Genomic DNA, 19,477 nt, shown 5'->3' on the forward strand with positions numbered 1-19,477 from the left:
ACTGAGGATCAGAAAGCTTGTTTGAATCGATGTATTTCATCCGCAGATTATGCACGAATGCTAAGAAATCCGGAGTGCAAATATTAACCAAAAAGAAGATCGTTTTTTGATTTATGAAAGAGATCTAATGAGTAACGAGATTATAAGAAATGAAAAAGAATAATTTTAAAAAATGGGGAATAGCCATCATTTTGTGCGCAATCATTGGTGCAATCGGTACAGTGGCATATTTTTATTTTAAACAGAAAACTCAAAAAATTGAGCAGAAGTCAACGCTCGAAAAGCCTGAAAAAGAAATAGGAACTGTATCAGAACCAGTTATTGAATCTGTTGAGATTGAACCTAAAGTTGAAGCGGCGAGTGCAGAAGTTGTTATGCGAGGACCAAATGAGGGGTGGTTACCGATCGAAGCACTGTTTGATGAAAAAGGATTATTGAAGTCTGAGTATTACAGTCAAAATCCTCAAGATTCAGATGTTGATAAATTACCTTATAGCTCGAATAAAATTGGTGATTTTAAATGGCGAGCTGAATTTCATCCTGTTGATGATTTTAAAGGCGATCAGGCTAGATTTAAAGATCAATGTTTTGGATATTGTGTTTTAGTGAAAGGTAAGTTGCTGACCAGTGTTGAATCGACTGTATTTACGGGAGCATTGATTGCGAAAGATCATTTGATCGAAGTGATTGCACATAAGGGGAGTGGCGCATATATGCCTGTCAACTATAGCTTTATCAAAATAGACAAAGCTGGTAATGCAAAGTTAATCTCAGATGATCATAATTCTTACAAAGATCAATTGGCTCGTATCAATCATTCGGGACTCGAGATTGACTTAAAACCATTTAGAAAACTTCAATATTTTCTTCTAATGAATGAAAATGGTTTAAATGTGTCGATGCAAAAAACCAATAAGGTGGATGTCGAAGCGACTCAGTGTAAAGAGTATTACGAAGGAACATTAGAGGCATGTCCAACTTTATATGGATGTAAAGCTGACATTGTGGTGCAAGATCTGGCACGTGCTTATGCTGGAGATGTTGCATTTAGTTTTCATGATTCAAATATTGATGAAAAGAAATTTAATGAGGTTTGCTTTAAAGTTTGTCGCAATGAAAATGTGAGTTATGAAGAGTTTGAAAACACATTGTGTAAAGTAAATTAAATAGTAAAAATGAATTGGGGAGAAGTAGAGAGATCAGATGTCTCTCTTTTGAATTGCAGTCCCATACGCAAAGACTTCGACCATGCCGCCTTGCATACCCAGCTCAGTGGTGCTTAAACGCAGACCCATAATTTGCGTTGCGCCCATTTTTTCAGCTTCTTGCTTTAAACGCACCACGGCTTCACGACGTGCCCGATCAACGATGCTTTCATAACTGGTTAAACGTCCGCCAAAGAAGTTCTGAATATTGGCAATCACATATTTAAAATAATCATGTGAAATCACTACATTACTTGAAATCAGTTGTCCGAATTGTTCAGTAGTTTTAAAGCGGTTGTTGTCTATGCGAATATGCGCCAATCGCTTTTCTTGAGCTTCGAGTTCTTTGAGATGTTTTTGTTCGATATGGCGACCGAAGCCCCAACCAATACAAAAGAGCACCACAAAGATCAGGACTTTAAAAATAAAGGCATCCATGACTTAGTCCTGAGTTGGAAATGGGTCTGGTAGTTTTGCTGAGTTGGCTTCTACGCGAACTGCCGTGCCATACACAAATAATTCAGAGGCGCCTTGAGCAATATTTGAGTTTGAAAAACGGATACCGACGACCGCATTCGCGCCTAAGGCACGTGCTTTGTCAATCATACGGCTCATAGCTTCTTGACGGGATTCTTCGAGTAGTTCTGTATAACCTTTGAGTTCACCACCCACGATATTTTTTAGGCCAGCCATAAAGTCACGACCAACATGTTTACTGCGGACAGTACTGCCATAAACGACATCAAGTTGTTGTGTAATGGTATGACCCGGAACAGATTCAAGATTACTTAAAAGCATTTTTAGTTATCAATATAAAAAGGTGAATTGAAGATAGGAAACTCTTCAGCAAAAAGCAATATGTTCATTTTTATTTTGTAGCTCCGATCTAAAAATGAAAAAGCCCACCGAAGTGAGCTTTTCAAATATTACGGGCTAGGCTAACTCAAATTATTGTTTTGATGCAGCTTTACGCTCAGCAGTAGACGGTTGGTATTGCACAGCATCAGAAGTGTTGGCTTTGATACCACCACCAAGTGTTTTATACAATTCAACTTGGTTGTTGAGATTTGCTTGTTCAAGCAACAACAAACCTTGCTCAGCTGCATAAGATGCACGCTGCGCATCCAGCACAGTTAAGTAGCTATCAATACCAGCACGGAAGCGGGCATTTGATAGTTTGTAAGTTGTATTGGTTGCATCAACTAAACGGCGCTGTGCTGCAATACGGTCACCAATGTTTTGGCGAACTGCAAGCGCATCATTCACTTCACGGAAAGCTGACTGAACTGATTTTTCATAATCAGACAATGCAATTTTCTGGTCAGTTTCAGAAACTTTAATATTGGCCTGACGTGTACCCCAGTCGAAGATTGGAATATCTAGGCTAGGGCCAGCAGACCATACAAAGTTGCCTGATTTAAATAGATCACCTAAGTCCGTTGAAGCATAACCCGCAGAACCTGTCAGGCTAATAGTAGGAAATAGACGTGCTTTAGCTGCACCAATGTTCGCACCAGCGGCAGACAGTTTGTATTCAGCTGCACGTACATCTGGACGGTTGTTCAACAAATCACTTGGAATACCTGAACCAATAGTATTGGTCGAAGTAATTCGATTGACACGTTGGTTCGGCAGCAAGTTCGCAGGCACTTGTTGACCCACTAATAGGTTCAATAAGTTTTGTGCTTGAGCAATTTGAGTCTTGTAGTTCGCAACATCATTACGTGCAGTTTCTACAGAAATTTGAGCCTGACGAACAGGAACTTCACTGTCAATACCGACATCAAAACGCTTTTTGTTCAGGTTGTAAGATTCAAGCTGAGCCTTTAAGGTTTGATCTGCAAGCTTCAAGTTTGAGTTGGCATACGCATAGTTTAACCATGCTTGAGCCACTTGACCGATCAACGCAATTTGTGTTGCATCACGGGCACTTGCAGTTGCAAGGTAACTGTCTAAAGCATTGTCTTTTAAGCTACGTACACGACCCCAAAAATCAAGTTCATAAGCAGTGACACCTAAACCGACATTATAAGAGGTGATAGGCTTTTGTGTATTCAACGTGTCTTGACGAAGTACACTACCACTTGCACCAATGGTTGGTAATTGACCATTGGCAGTGATTTGATACTGTTGCTGTGCACGTTCAATATTTAAAGCAGCCGTACGTAGGTCACGGTTATTGGCTAAAGCTAAGTCAAGAACTTGTACCAGACGTTGGTCAGCAAAGAAATCTTTATATCCTTGTTCAGCAACAGAAGTACCAGAAGCACTTGCTGTGTAGCTTTCGGGGATATTGGTCTGAACAACCGGCTCTGGACCACGCATGCTTTGGCAGGCAGCCAAAGCAAGCGCAAGTGAAGAAACCGCAATGCTACGACCTGCAATAGACCATACATTTTGCATCACGATAAATGCTCCTGATTATTTTGTTGTTTTGGTTTGTACTTAAAGATACTTCGGATCCATACGTAGAACACAGGAATAAAGAAGATACCAAGTAGGGTAGAACTGATTACGCCACCCAATACACCATAACCTACAGAGTGCTGGCTACCTGCACCTGCACCCGAAGAAAGGGCAAGCGGAAGTACACCAAAACCAAAGGCTAAAGTGGTCATGATAATTGGACGTAGACGCATTTTAGCGGCATGCAATGTTGCGTCAAACAGATCTTCACCTTTTTCTTGAAGTTCTTTGGCGAATTCTACGATCAAGATCGCATTCTTCGCGGACAAACCAATGACGGCAATAATAGCCACCTGGAAGTAAATGTTATTCGCCAAGTTTGGATTTTTGAAGAACACCATTCCAAGGAAAGTCAGTAATAACGCACCCAATACACCTAATGGTACAACCAGTAATACTGAGAACGGAATAGACCAGCTTTCATACAAGGCAGCAAGACATAGGAAGACGATTAACAATGAAAGTGCGTATAGGAATGGTGCTTGTGCGCCAGACTCACGTTCTTCTAGAGATAAACCAGTCCATTCATAGTCAAAGCCTTGAACGCCCATCGAAGGAAGTTTTTGTACAATTTCTTCCATCGCTTTCATCGCGTCGCCCGAACTTACACCTACACCCGGTGAACCTTGAATGTTCACAGATGCGATACCGTTATAACGTTCAAGACGTGGTGAACCATAAGTCCATTCGCCAGTAGCGAAGGTCGAGAATGGTACCATTGTGCCTTGGTTGTTACGGACATACCACTGGCTCAGGTCTTCAGGCATCATACGTGCCGCAGCTTCACCTTGTACATAGACTTTCTTCACACGACCACGGTCAACGAAGTCATTGATGTAAGAACCACCCCATGCCATACCCATTGTGGTGTTAATCTCAGAAATACTCACACCCATAGCACCAGCTTGAGCTTGGTCAATCGTGATTTTGTACTGTGGTGTATCTTCTTGACCGTTAGGACGAACACCCATGAGGCGTTTATCTTGAGCAGCCATACCGAGTACCATATTACGGGCATCGATAAGTTGTTGATGAGTTTGACCTGCAGAAGCTTTTAACTGCAAGTTGAAGCCGGCAGTTACACCCAATTCAGGCATTGCTGGTAATTGGATTGGCATGATGTATGAAGCATCCTTCACGATCATGTTCAATGCCATACCACGTTGAATAATCGCACCCACTTGAGATTCAGGTGATGTACGGTCTTCCCAATCTTTTAACTTGATGAATGCAAGACCTGCGTTTTGACCTACACCTGTGAACGAGAAACCGGCAACACTGAATACAGAATCGACATATTTTTCTTCGTTTTTCAGGAAGTAATCGGTCATTGCAGTGACAGTTTTATCCGTACGCTCAAGTGAGGCATTCGGTGGTAACTGTACCAGTGTCATTACAACACCTTGGTCTTCTTCAGGTAAGAATGATGAAGGTAACTTTTGGAATAAAAGCACTAATAACCCGATTACAACTGCATAAATCACACCAGAGAAAATCTTGTGGTGCGTCATGAAGTTCACGCCGCCTTGGTATTTATGCGCAACCTTATCAAAAGAGCTGTTAAACCAACGGAAGAAACGGGCAAAGATATTGTTGCTTTCTGGTTTGTTTGGATCATGTTGTTTCAACATGGTCGCACATAGGGCAGGGGTAAAGGTCAATGCCACAATCAATGACAGAATCATTGCTGTTACCAGCGTGATTGAGAACTGACGATAAATTACACCTGTCGTACCACCGAAGAATGCCATCGGTACGAATACAGCGGTTAACACAGAGGTAATACCGATTAAGGCACCCGAGATCTGTTTCATTGAGATTTCAGTTGCAGTCACTGGGTCAAGATGATCTTCAACCATGACACGTTCAACGTTCTCTACGACAACAATCGCATCATCCACGAGGAGACCAATCGCCAGTACCATCGCGAACATGGTGAGTGTGTTGATCGAGAAACCAAACATGTTAATGACAGCAAAAGTACCCAATACCACTACAGGTACAGCCAATGTCGGAATAATCGTTGCGCGCCAGTTCTGTAAGAACAAGAACATCACAAAGAATACGAGAATCACGGCTTCTACAAGGGTATGTACAACACTTTCAATCGATAACTTAATGAATGGAGTCGTATCAAATGCAAGCGTGTCTTCTAAACCTTCAGGGTAGTTTGGACGTAGTTCTTTTAAACGTGCTTCAACAGCTTCGGCTGTATCTAATGCGTTTGCACCAGTTGCTAGTTTGATCGCTACACCACCAGCAGGTTTGTTGTTGAACTTAGAGTCGAACTGATAGTTGTCAGCACCTAATTCAACACGTGCAACATCACCTAAACGTACCTGAGCACCATCACTACTGTTACGCAGGAAAATGTTTTTAAACTGCTCTGGTGTTTGCAACAAACTTTGTGCTGTAACTGTCGCGTTCAGTACTTGACCTTCAGTTGCAGGCGCACCACCTAACTGACCAACAGCAACCTGAGCATTCTGTGTACGGATAGCCGCAGCCACATCACTCGGTGTAACTTTCAGGTTTGCCATTTTGGCTGGATCTAGCCAAATACGCATCGCATAAGAACCACCGAATACTTGGACTTCACCTACACCTGCCACACGGCTGAGAGGTTCAGAAATATTCGAGTTTACATAGTCCTTAATGTCGTCCGCAGTCAATTTACCCGACGGTGAGTGGAATGCTACAACTTGTAGGAAGCTTGCGCCAGATTTGGTGACTTTTACACCTTGACGTTGTACGTCTTCAGGTAATAGCGCTGTCGCAGACTGGAGTTTGTTTTGGACTTGAACTTGGGCGATATCTGGATCGATCCCTTGTTCAAAGTTCAATGTAATAGATGCTTGACCGTTACCCGCACTGTTTGACGAAATATAACGTAAGCCATCCAAACCATTCATTTGTTGTTCAATGATTTGGGTTACGGTGTTTTCAACTGTTTCTGCAGACGCACCAGGGTAAGTCGCAGAGATTGAAACCGTTGGCGGCGCAATGGTCGGATACTGTGCAATTGGCATATTAGATAGCGTGAGTACACCCGCCAACATAATCACCAATGCAATCACCCACGCAAAAATGGGGCGATGAATAAAGAATTGAGCCATTCAGTCTACTCCCTATGCGTTTGAAGTAGCTTTTTGTTCAGTTTTAGGCGCTGCTTGTTCTGCGGCTTTAGCGTTTGGCTTTGCTGCAGCAGGTTGTTGCGCACCTTGAGGTGCAGCAGCCTGAGGTTGATACGGTTTGGCTACAACTTGTTGCTCTGGCTTAACTTTCGCAATACCGTCAACAATCACTTTATCGCCAGTGTTTAAGCCTTGAGTAACGATCCAATTCGAACCTTGAGTACCAACAGTGGTTACAGGACGAGATTCAACAGCACCTTTTGCATTCACAATCATTGCAATCGCTTGACCTGTAGGGGTACGCGTAATGGCAGCTTGTGGAATCAGGTAAGCATTTGGAATCACACCTTGAACGATGCGAGCATTGGCAAACATACCCGGAAGTAATAAATGATTCGGGTTAGAAAAAACAGCACGAAGTGTAACCGTACCTGTATCTGGGTTCACACTCGCATCAGAAAATGCAAGACGACCTTCAATTGGGTATTCGCTACCATCTTCAAGACGTAATTTCACTTTGGTGTTATTACTACTGTCTAAGTTGCCTTTGCTTAATTGTTGACGTAAGCGAAGAAGTTCAGCACTTGATTGGTTAATGTCAACGTACATTGGATCAAGACGTTGAATTGTGACTAATGGATCAGCCTGAGATGCAGTAACTAAAGCACCCGCTGTCACTGTTGAACGGTTGGTTTGACCTGAAATTGGCGCACGTACAGTTGAGTAACCTAAGTTAATTTCTGCATTTTTAAGTTCTGCCTGAGATGCAGCAACATCTGCTTCAGCCAGTTTAACTTGAGCAACAATATCGTCGTATTCTTGTTTAGAAATCGCATTTGAGCCAACAAGCTGACGGTAACGACCTTCTTTAACACGTAACACGTTTAGGTTTGCTTGTTGACGTGTTAAAGCAGCACGAGCACTGTCAGCTGAAGCACGGTTTGTACGCGAGTCGATCTCGTACAAGGCTTGTCCTTCGCGAACATAACTGCCTTCTGCAAATAGACGTTTCAGTACTACACCACTGGTTTGTGGACGTACTTCTGAAATTTCATAGGCAGATGTACGGCCGGAAAGTTCAACAGATTGTTCAACGCTTTGCGGTTGGGCAACAATGACACCGACTTCAGTTGGTGGCATTTGCTGTGCAGCAGCAGCTTGCTGTGCATCTTTAGGATCTTTGCTACAACCAACAAGTGCAATACTTGTTACCAATGCGCAAGCAGTCAGGGCGGGAGCCCAAAGCTTTGCAGACATCATTGTTCCACCTCAATTAGATATTTATCTAAATTATTCATTTGTTTACGCTTTACTGATTTTGATGTAACTCAAATAAAGTAGCGCGATCCAAATAAAACTTATGCTCCAACCGGATAAGACATCTGTCGGAAAATGAACCCCAACATATACTCGCGAAACACCCATACACAGCATCCATAACAATGCCAAAATGGTGATCAAACGATGTTGAGCATGTTGTCGGCAAATCAAGATCATCAGACACGCAAGCGATGCAGCATAACAACTGTGTGCGCTTGGGAATGAACTCCCGTAAGACGCTACAAGATGGTACATTTCTGGGGGACGCGGTCTGGTGAACGTAAATTTAAGCAACCATGCAAGGCCGATACTTCCAAAGATCCCTATACTGATAAAAACAATCTCTGTGTATTTTTTATACCACGCAAAGTGTAAACACCATAGCGTGGTGAAAAATAATACAAAAGGCATGCCGCCTAGCGCGGAAAGTCCGATGGCAATTTGATTAAAAACAGCAATACGGTGCTGACTCATCCATTCCACGATACTTAAATCTAATAGATTTAAATAGCTAGAATAAAGCGACAACACACTGATAATTAATGCAAAAAAACCAACAAACAGTAGCGTTCGTGGCATATTATATTCCTTGTCATTTTAACCGGTTTGAGCTCGGTTAATTAATGGACTAAAGTGTACTCATCAGTACACTTTATTTCAAGTCTGTGTAAATCATACTGATTTTATTTTTTGTGTTCATTTACATCTTACTAAAATAAAACACAAATCTGCTAATGATTGTTCTTGCTGGCTTGTGTGCCATCTTCAACTTCAAGTGGGGTTTTCGGTGGCCAGAAAAAATCACTTGGTCGCGTTAGAAAATGAGTCATCACCAGTTTAGCCAGTGGTTTCCATTGTTCAAATCTTACGCGACGTGCCCGTAGTGCCACAATAATGGTTAACGTGAAACTGACGAATAAGTTAGTCAGACCGATCAGAATAACCCCTAAGAATGACACAATGATTAAGCCAATGTCTGGTGAACCATTAATATTGATGAGGCCTTGAATGAAGTTGGCCGATGCGAAGGCGATATGGCGAATATCTAAAGGTAAACCAAAAATAAATCCAATCGTTCCCATACTGCCCAGCATGATCCCGAATAAGAAGTTACCTGCTAAAGCACCTAAGTTTCGCTCAATGTAAGCGGCAAGCTTATCCAGTCTCTCTTGACCCATGATGCGTTTTAACTTTGGATGTGCTTGAATCCGAGGTCCAACTTTGCGATAGATCGCCATGTTGTCAAAGTACCCAGCAAGCAAACCTGATAAAAACAAACATACCCCAGCTATCGCAGCATGTGGCACAGCCAGTGAGGTAAATGGATTGAGGTCGTGTAAGGTTTTAGCTGCTTTTGCATGATTCATTAATGGCTCATGTAAAGCCATGTCCCAACTTAATGCGATCAATGCTGCAACTGGAATCGCAATACTGATGTTGCCTAAGATTGCAATAAACTGGGTTCGAATGATGTTAATAATTAGCGCGGCAAGCTCGGCAATCTGCGCCATTTTCGAGCCTTTACGATGCTGAACCGTCGAGGCAAGGGCGGCAGCTGTCATCGCAGGCTGTTTAGTGGCAACAGTAAAATGTAAGACATGAATCAGCATAAAGCCGAAAGAGTAGTTCAGACTATATGAAATGGCTTGCATGAGCGGTGCCATGCTGACACGGGCCATCAGCACTTTTAAAGTTGCCATACATGCAATGATCACACCGGCACCTGCCGCAGATCGGTACATGCTCATAAAGCCTTGTTTGTCCGTACTTACATAGTGTTCGCCAGTTTTACTTGCGTTTTCGGTGACTTGTAGGGCAACCAATTCACTATTGGTGGCGAGCAAATCGCGCACACTGCGCTCGCTATAAATCGCTGACGTCACATCACTGAGTAAACTACCCATAGACACATAGCGGACATCATCTTCTTCAACAATCAGGTTGAGTAAGATTTCTAAGCGATCTAAACACTGTTCTAAAAGCGACAATAAGTAAGTCAGGCTGACACTTACGCCAATTCGTTTGGTCGCACGCCGAATCTTCAGCACCACATCACGACATTGTTCCAGCATTACCAACGCTTGAGAAGCATCTGGCGGTAGCACAGCACTCATTTCTTCAGCACTTTGATGGAGCTTTTTATACTGCTGAATAAAATCGTTTATTTCGCGGTTTTGCACCAAAAAAGGTGATTCATATTCGGTCAGTTCAGGTTGTGCATTAATAAATTCAGGATATAAGCCAATACCACTCACCCGATAAGACAAAACGGTAATGGCCTTAATTAATTCACGGCGAATTTTCTTTTTTTCTTCCTGATTGCTATGACCTTGGTTAAACAATCGAAAGAGCTGCATCCATTGCTGATCATCAATACTGTCTAGCCAATATTTGTCGCTATGACGATAAAAAACTCGACGGACTAAATCTTGTAGTTGAGTTTCGTCATTGATCAGGGGTAGAAAATGTGCGCCAAGACGTTGGAACAGTTGTCCCCAAAAACCATCGAGAGACAAAATACCCGTGTCCGCATATAAACTGGTTTGTTTATATCGGCTAATGAGTTTTAGAACAAAGCTTTGTAGGGTAGAGGCTGCATCTGGCGTGATGAGTAAAGCTTGGATGAAAGCCTGAAATTTTTTCTTAATTTCGTCAGTATTTTTTGTATCTTCTGGTCGAATTCGGTTGACCAATTCGATCAGCAAGTTTTCATTCAGCACAGCCCGAGGGGTATCGAGCTGTTGCTGCATGGTCAAAAAGATATCATTGAGTTTTATATGCATAGGCAAGGGGGATTACGATGAATATTGTTAATTATTGAATTCGGTGTAATGCCAAGTTTGCGAGGTTGATTAAAGCTTGACGATATTCAGTATCTGGTAGCGCTGCTAAAGCGGCTAGTGCTGCCTCAGTTTCTTCAGTCGCTCGTTGGCTACAATAATCAAGTGCTCCAGAGCTTTGTACAATCTGAATAACACGCTCTAAATCTGCCGTACCACCTGTGGCAATACTGCGGCGAATAATGTCATGTTCTTCGCCAGTGGTATTCTTTAAGGCAGAGATTAAAGGTAAAGTTGGTTTACCTTCCATCAAATCATCACCAATATTTTTACCTAATGTTTCAGCATCTGAGGTGTAATCTAAAATATCGTCAATAATTTGAAAGGCATTTCCAAAGTGTCCGGCAAATTTTCTAAGCGGTTCACGGTACTCTGGTGTACCAGTCAGAATCGCTGCACCTTCGGTAGCGAGCTCAAATAAACGCGAAGTTTTACCGTGAATAATATCTAAATAAGTTTGTTCTGTGGTTTCGGGTTGGTGCTGTGATTGAAGTTGTAAAACTTCACCTTCAGCAATTTCACAGGTACCTGTTGAAAAGTCTTTGAGTAATACTTTGCTGTCTAGATCCACCAATAAATCAAAAGCGCGAGAAATCAAAAAATCACCCACAAGTACGGCAGTTTGATTATTCCATGTCGCATTTGCGGTTGGGCGACCACGGCGTAATCCCGATTCATCAACTACGTCGTCATGAACCAAGGTTGCGGTATGTAGCATTTCTATAATTGCTGCAAGTTTACGGTGTTTTTCTAGATCTTCCGCACCACAAGCTTTTGCTGCAAGTAAACACATAATTGGACGCATGCGTTTACCGCCTGCTTCAACCACATGTTTACTGACTGCCATGACCAAGGCAACTTTAGACGTGATCCCTTCATTAATAAATTTGTCCATCGCAGCAAAGTCAGTGGCAACAGGCGCGAGAATATCTTGCTTAAAGTCGATGGTCATATGAAGAGAAACCTCAATAATTTTTGAATTACAGACGTAGTGTAGCAATTTGTTATATGAATAACAGATAAGAACTTACTCAATTGACTTAATCTTAAGTGATTTTTTTCATCAAGCGGAAGTATTGTACTTATTTTTTAACAGACTTTTATCTTTAGCATGTTGTTTGAACAGCATGTTGTTGATGTCAGTCCAGAGTATATTAGCGAATTGTTGCTAAAAATCTATGTCAAACCTTGCCAAAAGCATGATAAGTGAAATAGAGCATTCATTTTAATGGTTTTAATGACGCTGTTTATATAATAAACGCATACTCATCTAATATTTTACGGAAATGACTTGTTGTTTTTCGGGTTATCCCTTAAAATCTTTGCCTTTGCAAAACCCCAGTGACGATCGTTTTAAGATCGGTATATCCCTTTACCGGCACGACAACACGGGCATGTTTGGAGTACTTAAATGTACGCAGTAATCCAAAGCGGTGGTAAACAACACCGTGTAGTTGAGGGTGAAACCCTTAAAGTAGAATTATTGAAAGCTGAAACTGGCTCAACTGTTACTTTTGATGACGTGTTGATGCTTGTTAACGGTGACAGCATTCAAATTGGTGCACCAGTAGTAGCTGGCGCTAAAGTAACTGCTGAAGTAGTTAGCCATGGTCGTCACGACAAAATCCGCATCATCAAAATGCGTCGTCGTAAACACTATCGTAAACAACAAGGTCACCGTCAATGGTTCACTGAGTTGAAAATTACAGCTATTTCAGGCTAATTACGAGGAGTAAGTAGACATGGCAACTAAAAAAGCCGGTGGTTCGACTAAAAACGGTCGTGACTCGAACCCAAAAATGTTGGGTGTTAAAATCTACGGCGGTCAATCTGTGACTGCTGGTAACATCATCGTTCGTCAACGTGGTACTGAATTCCACGCTGGTGTAAATGTAGGTATGGGCCGTGACCATACTTTATTTGCAACTGCTGACGGCGTTGTAAAATTCGAAGTGAAAGGCCAATTCGGTCGTCGCTACGTATCTGTTGAAGCGTAAGTTTTAATAGAAAAAAACCCGCATTTTTGCGGGTTTTTTTTTCGTCCGAAGAATATGTGAGGTATTTTTTTAGATTGTTACAAACGATGTATGAAGCAATAAATCATCATAAATAGTGATTTAAGTCGCAAAATATAAAGAGCGTAATAGAGGAGTACAAATACAAAAAAAGGATAAGGACATGAATAAAATATTGAATACAGTTTTTATCAATGCTGACTATCAGAAAAGGAATTGTCCTGATAAAAGCCAACAAATTGCATTTGAAAAGACACTAGGACTTGGTGAAACAACTTCAATCGATATTAAAGCTGTACCAAAATTACTTGCTGTGAGTATTTTACTTTCTATAGGTTCAATTGCATGGGCTGGTGGAATGGCTCGTTATACCTGAGCATACTTGTAATCGTTGCAATAGTGGAATTCCTGGCCCAGAAGGGCCAATAGGTCCTCAAGGTCCTGCTGGTGAAAAAGGCGATACAGGAGCAACAGGCGCTACAGGAGCAACAGGCGCTACTGGTAAAGATGGACTCAATGGCCGAGACGGCATCGATGGTAAGGATGGTTTGAACGGTCTGAATGGCAGCAATGGTCTAGATGGTGCAAGTGCTTATCAAGTTGCGGTGAGCAATGGTTATGAAGGCAATGAAGACCAATGGCTAGAAAGTCTACGTGGTGCAGTTGGCGCACAAGGGCTAGCTGGTGAAAATGGTTTCAGTGCATATGAACTAGCGATAAAAAATGGATTTGTAGGTACTGAAGTGAACTGGTTATTGAGCTTAAAAGGAACAGATCCGTACATTAAAATACAATCAAACGTTGCTAATACCGCACCTAAACCAACTGCGAATGGACAAGATGCGATTGCAGTTGGTGCAGGTAATAAAGCTGATGGCAATCAGTCTACTGCCCTCGGTGTAAACAATACAGTCAGTGGTGATGGATCTGGTGCTGTAGGTTCAAATAACACAGTCACAGGTAATAATACCTATGTGGTTGGTAACAAGATCAACACATCGGCAAATAATGCTGTTGTACTAGGCAATGGTTCAAGCTCTAATCGCAATAATACGGTTTCCGTTGGCTCGGCTGGTGCAGAGCGGCAAATTATCCATGTGGCAGCTGGTACGGCAGACACCGATGCGGTGAATGTGAAACAAATGCGTCAAGCAGATCTAGAAGTGCTAAATAGTTCAAAAGCATATACAGATCAGCATGGGGCAAATGTACTCAATCAAGCCAATAGTTATACCAACCAACGTGTGAATGAATTGAACCATAATTTCAATAAATTTAAAGATAATGTTTATGGTGCTGTTGCTTCAAGTATTGCAATCGCCTCCTTACCGCAACCGACAGATGCTGGATAAAACATGTTCAGTGTAGGTATGGGGACTTGGGAAGGTTCACAAGGCTATGCTCTTGGCTTCAGTGGTGTCACTGAAAACAAAAAATATGTGTATAAAATTGGGGTAACCAGCAACTCTGAAAGTGACTTTGGTGCAGGAGCTGCTATTGGGTGGCAATGGAAATAACTGAAAATTGGAATGTTGAAATTGCTAAATCATGGTTTAATTATTTGAAAGGCATTTGAGTCAAATCAAGTGCCTTTTTACTTTATATTTCTCCATCATGATGAATAAAAAACAGCAATTTGCATTAATAACCATACAAAACTTCTTATTTTCTCTAAATTTAGTCAATGAAAGTGGTTTAAGATGGAGCCATCTAACAAATTGCGTTGATGCAAATATAAAAGGTGAATCTATGAAAATGCTTCGTAAAACCATCTGTGCTATGGCATTAGGTGCAGCGACACTGGCACCGGTTATGAGTACGACAGTATTCGCGGCACCAGTTGCAGCGTCGGAGCAGCAGGCAACTGCCAATTTGGTGAAACAATTATCGGGTATTAAAAGTTTTACTGCTAACTTTCAGCAAACTACAAAAGTGACCAACCCGAAAGCTACTCAAAAGAAAGGTTTAAGTGCGCAGCATATGAACCAGACTTTTACTGGGGTCATGAAAGTTCAGCGTCCGGGTAAATTCTATTGGGAAACAACCAGCCCATCTAAGCAAACCATTGCGACTACAGGTAAAACAGTTTGGATTTATGACCCAGACCTACAACAAGCGGTACGCCAAAGCTTAGATGACCAAGTTGCGAATACGCCTGCATTATTATTGTCGGGTAATACGGCTCAAATCATGAAGTCTTATCGTATTACACAGCCGAATAAGACCAAAACTTATTACACTTTATATCCAAAAAGTGATGATGGTGTGTTTCAAAGCTTAACTATTAGTTTTGGTGCGAAAAATGCGCCGACTTTAATGATTCTCCAAGACTCACTAGGTCAAACAACGCATGTACGTTTCAAGAATGTGAAGGTGAATGCGTCTATTCCAGCATCAACCTTTAATTTTGTACCTCCAAAAGGTACGGACATTATTGATCAATAATTGTCATGAACGAAAAAAAGCAGACATCCGTCTGCTTTTTTATGGAGAAATGTAAAGCCAGCAAGCTGAATATAAGAGAAATTTAGTAGTATGCTGATATTCACAGTTTGCTTAAATGAAGTGACTTGTGGTTTTGACTGTTGCTATAGGGAATTTTGGGATGAAAAAAAATCATATGAATAATATAGCTTGGGCTGTTTCAGCTGTGGTTTTAATCGGGTCATTAACGGCCTGCCATCCTCGAAATGAACCTGTTGAAGGTGAAACAACGGAACAGAAGCCAGCAGTCGTCGCTGATGCGATTCCACTTATTCAATCTAAATCAGTTGCGATGCAATTACCAAAAGCACAGGCTTGCGATGCGGAAGGCTGTACCCAATATACGATCCAAACGGTTGAAACCAATGTTGATTGGATCAATCAATATTTTACAGACCGAATTAAAAAGGCAGATCCAATTGCATTTTCAACTGAGCCGAATCAAAAAATCGATTTATCAGACAAGACGGATGCAGGCCTAAGTCAAAGTACCACTTCTGTTCGATATATTAGTCAGTGGGGATATATCGCAACTTTTGCAATCGAAAGCTATACCTACGCAGCGCATGCTGCTCATGGCATGTCTCATGTTGAATATGTCAATTTTGATTTAAAAGCCAAAAAACGTTTGGCTTTACAAGATGTCTTGGTCAAAGGTGCAGATGCGAAAGTGATTAGCGCACTTTTTGATGCCAACTATATGTGGTTAGATAGTCATGATATTGAACGTTCAAAACTTCAGTTAAGCGATAATTTTTATTATGGCGCGAACGGGATCGTATTTGCTTATCCGCTGTATGAATTGGCGAGCTACGCAGAGGGCATGCCTGAGCTAAAACTTCCATATTTTATGGCTAAAGGGCTATTTAAACCTGAATATTTACCAAGTTTGCCAAATTACGACACCAAATAAGACAATTTGCAGCAAGATTATTGGTCTAATAAGGGGCAGCTGTAAGCTCGGTCACTGTATTTTTGAGTGTTAAGAGCTTACACTATAGCCAGTTTTTTTCTTTACTTAAGATTGGCTATGATCGACCCGAAATTACTCAGAAATAATATTGAGGCTGTAAACTTAGCCTTAGCAAAACGTGGTGTTCAACTCAACGTAGCAGAGTGGGCAGACCTTGAAGCTCGCCGTAAGGAAATTCAGTCTAAAACTGAGTCGTTACAAGCTGAACGTAATGCTGGTGCAAAACAAGTTGGTCAAATTAAAAAAGCTGGCGGTGATGCATCTGAAATCATGGCACGTATGTCTGCTATTGGTGATGAAATTAAAGCCGCAGAAGTTGCACTTTTTGAGCTTCAGGCTGAACTTGAAGCCAAATCTTTATCGATTCCAAATTTACCTCATGAGTCTGTGCCAGAAGGTAAAGACGAAAACGACAATGTTGAAGTTTTAAAATGGGGTACACCACGTCAGTTTGATTTTGAGATCAAAGACCATACTGACTTGGGTGAAATGATGGGCGGTTTAGAATTTGAAACCGCAACCAAATTGACAGGTACTCGTTTTAGCGTACTCAAAGGCCCATTGGCGCGTTTACAGCGTGCAATTACCCAATTTATGTTAAATACACATACCTTGGAAAATGGCTATACAGAAGCGTATGTACCTTATTTAGTTAATGCAGATTCTTTACGTGGTACAGGCCAATTGCCTAAATTTGAAGAAGATTTATTCAAACTTCAAGGCGAAAAAGAATACTACCTGATCCCGACTGCAGAAGTGCCTGTAACCAACTTCGTGCGTGATGAAATCATTGATCCAGAACGTTTGCCATTAAAATATGCAGCGCATACGCCATGTTTCCGTAGTGAAGCGGGTTCGTATGGCCGTGATACACGTGGTTTGATCCGTCAACACCAATTTGACAAAGTAGAAATGGTTCAGATTGTAAAACCTGAAACTTCGATGGATGCGTTGGAAGAATTAACGGGTCATGCCGAAGGTATTCTTCAAGCATTAGGCTTACCATACCGTAAAGTCGTTCTGTGTGGCGGCGACATGGGCTTTGGCGCAATCAAAACGTATGATTTAGAAGTTTGGGTACCAAGTCAAAATACCTACCGTGAAATTTCATCTTGCTCATGCATGGGTGACTTCCAAGCACGTCGCATGAAAGCACGTTACCGTGCTGACCAAAAGAAAACTGAGTTTGTGCACACGCTGAATGGCTCAGGTTTGGCCGTTGGCCGTACTTTACTTGCCGTGATGGAAAACTATCAACGTGCAGACGGTTCAATTGAAATTCCAGCAGTACTTCGTCCATATATGGGCGGTGCTGAATTTATCGATTAATAGTCGATAAAGTGCATACATTTGTGCACAAAAATTGCTTAAGACAATCAGATTTAAACTATTGAGGTCGTGTGTGGATATCTTTCCAATCTCTTTGAAGTTGCAGCAGCAACCTTGTCTGATTGTTGGTGGTGGTCGAATTGCATATCGAAAGGCTGTGCTGCTTGCAAAAGCGGGCGCTCAGCTGACAGTTTGCTCACCTGAAATTGAAGATGATTTATTGAGCTTGGTTAATAAAACCCAAGGTCAATATCTCAACTCGATTTATCACGAATCGGTTTATCAAGAAAATGCCATTGCGCTGCGTCAGTTTCGTTTAGTGATTGCAGCAACCAATGACAAAGCGGTCAATCAGGCGGTATTTGAAGCCTGCGAAGCTGAAAATGTCTTGGTCAATAGTGTTGATGATCCGCCGCATTGCCGTTTTATGGTTCCTGCGATTATTAACCGTTCTCCGCTGGTCATCTCCGTAGCATCCAATGGCACATCGCCAGTACTCTCGCGTCAAATACGCACCCAGTTAGAAAGCTCAATACCGCATGGCATGGGCAAACTGGCTGAGTTCTCAGGTAAGTGGCGCGCAGCCGTTAAATCCAAAATCGTCAATCCAGATGAACGCCGTATTTTTTGGGAAGACTTGTATGCAAGTCCGCTCAAAGAGCAGGTATTTAATGACAATTTGACCGAAGCCAATCGTTTGATTGAACAGGCCATATTGGAATGGAAACAGCCGAAAGGCGAGGTGTATTTGGTGGGTGCAGGGCCGGGTGATCCTGAACTGCTGACCTTAAAAGCCCTGCGTTTAATGCAGCAAGCGGATGTGGTGATCTATGACCGTTTGGTTTCTCAGCCGATTATGGACCTCTGCCGCCGTGACGCTGAAAAAATTTACGTAGGTAAAGCACGATCTAATCATGCTGTTCCGCAAGAAGGCATCAATGCCTTACTGGTGAAATATGCAAGTGAAGGCAAACGTGTCTGCCGTTTAAAAGGCGGAGATCCATTCATCTTTGGCCGCGGCGGTGAAGAAATTCAAGAACTTTTTGCGGCAGGCGTTGCCTTCCAAGTCGTTCCAGGGATTACTGCTGCATCTGGTTGTTCGGCTTATGCAGGGATTCCTTTAACGCATCGTGATTATGCGCAAAGTGTACGCTTCCTGACAGGCCATCTGAAAGAAGGTTCGCCTGAGCTGCCTTGGAATGAGTTGGTTTATCAAAATCAAACGCTTGTGCTGTATATGGGCTTGGTCGGTCTAGAAAAAATTTGTGAGAAACTCATCGCGCATGGGCAGCGTTCAGACATGCCTGTCGCATTGGTTTCTAAAGGGACGACACCTGAACAAAAAGTCGTGGTTGGGACATTGGCAGATATTGCATCTAAAGTCAGTGAATACCAAATTCAGGCACCTACATTGACCATTATTGGTGATGTGGTGAGTCTGCGTGAACAACTTCAATGGCATGAGCGAGGATAAGCAACGCGTTGCCCGAGCGCAAGGCGAAGGCTATGCCTGAGCAAAGAGGATAAGCAAGCTGCTCAATTGTCCAAATGCAAGGCGAAGGCTATGTCTGAGCAAAGAGGATAAGCAGGCTGCTGAATTGTCCACGTGCAAGGCGAAGGCTATGCCTGAGCAAAGAGGATAAGCAAGTTATTGTATTGTCCAATTGCAAGGCGAAAGCTAAGTACAAAGGATATGAGTAAGTGGATTGTC

Annotated in this window: 18 protein-coding genes; 10 read left to right on the top strand and 8 right to left on the bottom strand. The window is 42.1% G+C overall.

Going from position 1 to position 19,477, the window contains the following annotated elements; translation table 11 throughout:
• The first annotated feature begins 149 nt into the window (after nucleotides 1-149).
• The gene (locus FTU83_RS08715; RefSeq protein ID WP_180106119.1) at nucleotides 150-1,166 is read left to right on the top strand and encodes a hypothetical protein; all 1,017 of its coding nucleotides are present in this window, start codon (nucleotides 150-152) and stop codon (nucleotides 1,164-1,166) included.
• Nucleotides 1,167-1,199: 33 nt separating this feature from the next.
• Here the strand turns inward: FTU83_RS08715 and FTU83_RS08720 are convergent, their stop codons facing one another.
• The 8 genes from FTU83_RS08720 to sdsA form a co-directional block, all read right to left on the bottom strand.
• Complete coding sequence (locus FTU83_RS08720; protein ID WP_180005074.1) at nucleotides 1,200-1,643, bottom strand: YbjQ family protein; 444 nt, start codon at nucleotides 1,641-1,643, stop codon at nucleotides 1,200-1,202.
• 3 nt (nucleotides 1,644-1,646) lie between these two features.
• Nucleotides 1,647-2,003 (bottom strand): YbjQ family protein, encoded by a 357-nt coding sequence (locus FTU83_RS08725; protein WP_180106121.1) that lies wholly within the window; start codon nucleotides 2,001-2,003, stop codon nucleotides 1,647-1,649.
• A 150-nt stretch (nucleotides 2,004-2,153) separates the two neighbouring features.
• The gene (gene adeK, locus FTU83_RS08730; protein ID WP_180021981.1) at nucleotides 2,154-3,608 is read right to left on the bottom strand and encodes a multidrug efflux RND transporter AdeIJK outer membrane channel subunit AdeK; all 1,455 of its coding nucleotides are present in this window, start codon (nucleotides 3,606-3,608) and stop codon (nucleotides 2,154-2,156) included.
• Nucleotides 3,608-6,787 (bottom strand): efflux RND transporter permease subunit, encoded by a 3,180-nt coding sequence (locus FTU83_RS08735; protein WP_111885287.1) that lies wholly within the window; start codon nucleotides 6,785-6,787, stop codon nucleotides 3,608-3,610. Before FTU83_RS08735 ends, adeK begins: the two co-directional genes overlap by 1 nt.
• A gap of 12 nt (nucleotides 6,788-6,799) precedes the next feature.
• Entirely contained in the window at nucleotides 6,800-8,065 is a 1,266-nt protein-coding gene (locus FTU83_RS08740; RefSeq protein ID WP_180106123.1) for an efflux RND transporter periplasmic adaptor subunit, read from the bottom strand.
• A 42-nt stretch (nucleotides 8,066-8,107) separates the two neighbouring features.
• Complete coding sequence (locus tag FTU83_RS08745) at nucleotides 8,108-8,704, bottom strand: phosphatase PAP2 family protein (protein WP_180106125.1); 597 nt, start codon at nucleotides 8,702-8,704, stop codon at nucleotides 8,108-8,110.
• 152 nt (nucleotides 8,705-8,856) lie between these two features.
• On the bottom strand, nucleotides 8,857-10,908 hold the full coding sequence (locus FTU83_RS08750; protein WP_180106127.1) for a site-specific recombinase: 2,052 nt from the start codon (nucleotides 10,906-10,908) through the stop codon (nucleotides 8,857-8,859).
• A gap of 31 nt (nucleotides 10,909-10,939) precedes the next feature.
• Entirely contained in the window at nucleotides 10,940-11,917 is a 978-nt protein-coding gene (gene sdsA / locus FTU83_RS08755) for an All-trans-nonaprenyl-diphosphate synthase (RefSeq protein WP_078191391.1), read from the bottom strand.
• 459 nt (nucleotides 11,918-12,376) lie between these two features.
• Here sdsA and rplU point away from each other — a divergent pair, with 459 nt between their 5' ends.
• From rplU to cysG, 9 genes are all read left to right on the top strand, one after another.
• Complete coding sequence (gene rplU / locus FTU83_RS08760) at nucleotides 12,377-12,688, top strand: 50S ribosomal protein L21 (protein WP_078191390.1); 312 nt, start codon at nucleotides 12,377-12,379, stop codon at nucleotides 12,686-12,688.
• A gap of 19 nt (nucleotides 12,689-12,707) precedes the next feature.
• Complete coding sequence (rpmA, locus tag FTU83_RS08765) at nucleotides 12,708-12,962, top strand: 50S ribosomal protein L27 (protein WP_067764378.1); 255 nt, start codon at nucleotides 12,708-12,710, stop codon at nucleotides 12,960-12,962.
• A 181-nt stretch (nucleotides 12,963-13,143) separates the two neighbouring features.
• A complete protein-coding gene (locus FTU83_RS08770; RefSeq protein ID WP_180106128.1) occupies nucleotides 13,144-13,356 on the top strand; it encodes a hypothetical protein in 213 nt (70 codons plus the stop codon).
• Entirely contained in the window at nucleotides 13,334-14,332 is a 999-nt protein-coding gene (locus tag FTU83_RS17690; RefSeq protein ID WP_373685363.1) for a hypothetical protein, read from the top strand. Before FTU83_RS08770 ends, FTU83_RS17690 begins: the two co-directional genes overlap by 23 nt.
• A gap of 3 nt (nucleotides 14,333-14,335) precedes the next feature.
• Nucleotides 14,336-14,497, top strand: a complete 162-nt coding sequence (locus tag FTU83_RS08780; protein ID WP_180106129.1) for a YadA-like family protein — start codon at nucleotides 14,336-14,338, stop codon at nucleotides 14,495-14,497.
• Nucleotides 14,498-14,729: 232 nt separating this feature from the next.
• Nucleotides 14,730-15,425 (top strand): outer membrane lipoprotein chaperone LolA, encoded by a 696-nt coding sequence (lolA, locus tag FTU83_RS08785; RefSeq protein WP_180106130.1) that lies wholly within the window; start codon nucleotides 14,730-14,732, stop codon nucleotides 15,423-15,425.
• 160 nt (nucleotides 15,426-15,585) lie between these two features.
• Nucleotides 15,586-16,377: an RsiV family protein gene (locus tag FTU83_RS08790; protein WP_180106131.1), complete on the top strand. Its 792-nt coding sequence runs from the start codon at nucleotides 15,586-15,588 to the stop codon at nucleotides 16,375-16,377.
• A gap of 117 nt (nucleotides 16,378-16,494) precedes the next feature.
• The gene (gene serS, locus FTU83_RS08795) at nucleotides 16,495-17,766 is read left to right on the top strand and encodes a serine--tRNA ligase (RefSeq protein ID WP_180106132.1); all 1,272 of its coding nucleotides are present in this window, start codon (nucleotides 16,495-16,497) and stop codon (nucleotides 17,764-17,766) included.
• A 73-nt stretch (nucleotides 17,767-17,839) separates the two neighbouring features.
• Nucleotides 17,840-19,240: a siroheme synthase CysG gene (cysG, locus tag FTU83_RS08800; RefSeq protein ID WP_168378121.1), complete on the top strand. Its 1,401-nt coding sequence runs from the start codon at nucleotides 17,840-17,842 to the stop codon at nucleotides 19,238-19,240.
• Nucleotides 19,241-19,477: the final 237 nt, after the last annotated feature.

Origin of the sequence: Acinetobacter sp. YH12152 (assembly GCF_013418285.1) — a bacterium.
Taxonomy (GTDB): domain Bacteria; phylum Pseudomonadota; class Gammaproteobacteria; order Pseudomonadales; family Moraxellaceae; genus Acinetobacter; species Acinetobacter amyesii.

What these genes read in the sequence shown, in the direction of transcription:
- FTU83_RS08735 (WP_111885287.1), bottom strand. Translation starts at nt 6,787, where the DNA reads ATGGCTCAATTCTTTATTCATCGCCCCATTTTTGCGTGGGTGATTGCA.
- FTU83_RS08750 (WP_180106127.1), bottom strand. Translation starts at nt 10,908, where the DNA reads ATGCATATAAAACTCAATGATATCTTTTTGACCATGCAGCAACAGCTC.
- FTU83_RS08745 (WP_180106125.1), bottom strand. Translation starts at nt 8,704, where the DNA reads ATGCCACGAACGCTACTGTTTGTTGGTTTTTTTGCATTAATTATCAGT.
- serS (WP_180106132.1), top strand. Translation starts at nt 16,495, where the DNA reads ATGATCGACCCGAAATTACTCAGAAATAATATTGAGGCTGTAAACTTA.
- adeK (WP_180021981.1), bottom strand. Translation starts at nt 3,608, where the DNA reads ATGCAAAATGTATGGTCTATTGCAGGTCGTAGCATTGCGGTTTCTTCA.
- FTU83_RS08725 (WP_180106121.1), bottom strand. Translation starts at nt 2,003, where the DNA reads ATGCTTTTAAGTAATCTTGAATCTGTTCCGGGTCATACCATTACACAA.
- FTU83_RS08790 (WP_180106131.1), top strand. Translation starts at nt 15,586, where the DNA reads ATGAAAAAAAATCATATGAATAATATAGCTTGGGCTGTTTCAGCTGTG.
- FTU83_RS08715 (WP_180106119.1), top strand. Translation starts at nt 150, where the DNA reads ATGAAAAAGAATAATTTTAAAAAATGGGGAATAGCCATCATTTTGTGC.
- rplU (WP_078191390.1), top strand. Translation starts at nt 12,377, where the DNA reads ATGTACGCAGTAATCCAAAGCGGTGGTAAACAACACCGTGTAGTTGAG.
- FTU83_RS08770 (WP_180106128.1), top strand. Translation starts at nt 13,144, where the DNA reads ATGAATAAAATATTGAATACAGTTTTTATCAATGCTGACTATCAGAAA.
- rpmA (WP_067764378.1), top strand. Translation starts at nt 12,708, where the DNA reads ATGGCAACTAAAAAAGCCGGTGGTTCGACTAAAAACGGTCGTGACTCG.
- FTU83_RS08780 (WP_180106129.1), top strand. Translation starts at nt 14,336, where the DNA reads ATGTTCAGTGTAGGTATGGGGACTTGGGAAGGTTCACAAGGCTATGCT.
- sdsA (WP_078191391.1), bottom strand. Translation starts at nt 11,917, where the DNA reads ATGACCATCGACTTTAAGCAAGATATTCTCGCGCCTGTTGCCACTGAC.
- lolA (WP_180106130.1), top strand. Translation starts at nt 14,730, where the DNA reads ATGAAAATGCTTCGTAAAACCATCTGTGCTATGGCATTAGGTGCAGCG.
- FTU83_RS08720 (WP_180005074.1), bottom strand. Translation starts at nt 1,643, where the DNA reads ATGGATGCCTTTATTTTTAAAGTCCTGATCTTTGTGGTGCTCTTTTGT.
- FTU83_RS08740 (WP_180106123.1), bottom strand. Translation starts at nt 8,065, where the DNA reads ATGATGTCTGCAAAGCTTTGGGCTCCCGCCCTGACTGCTTGCGCATTG.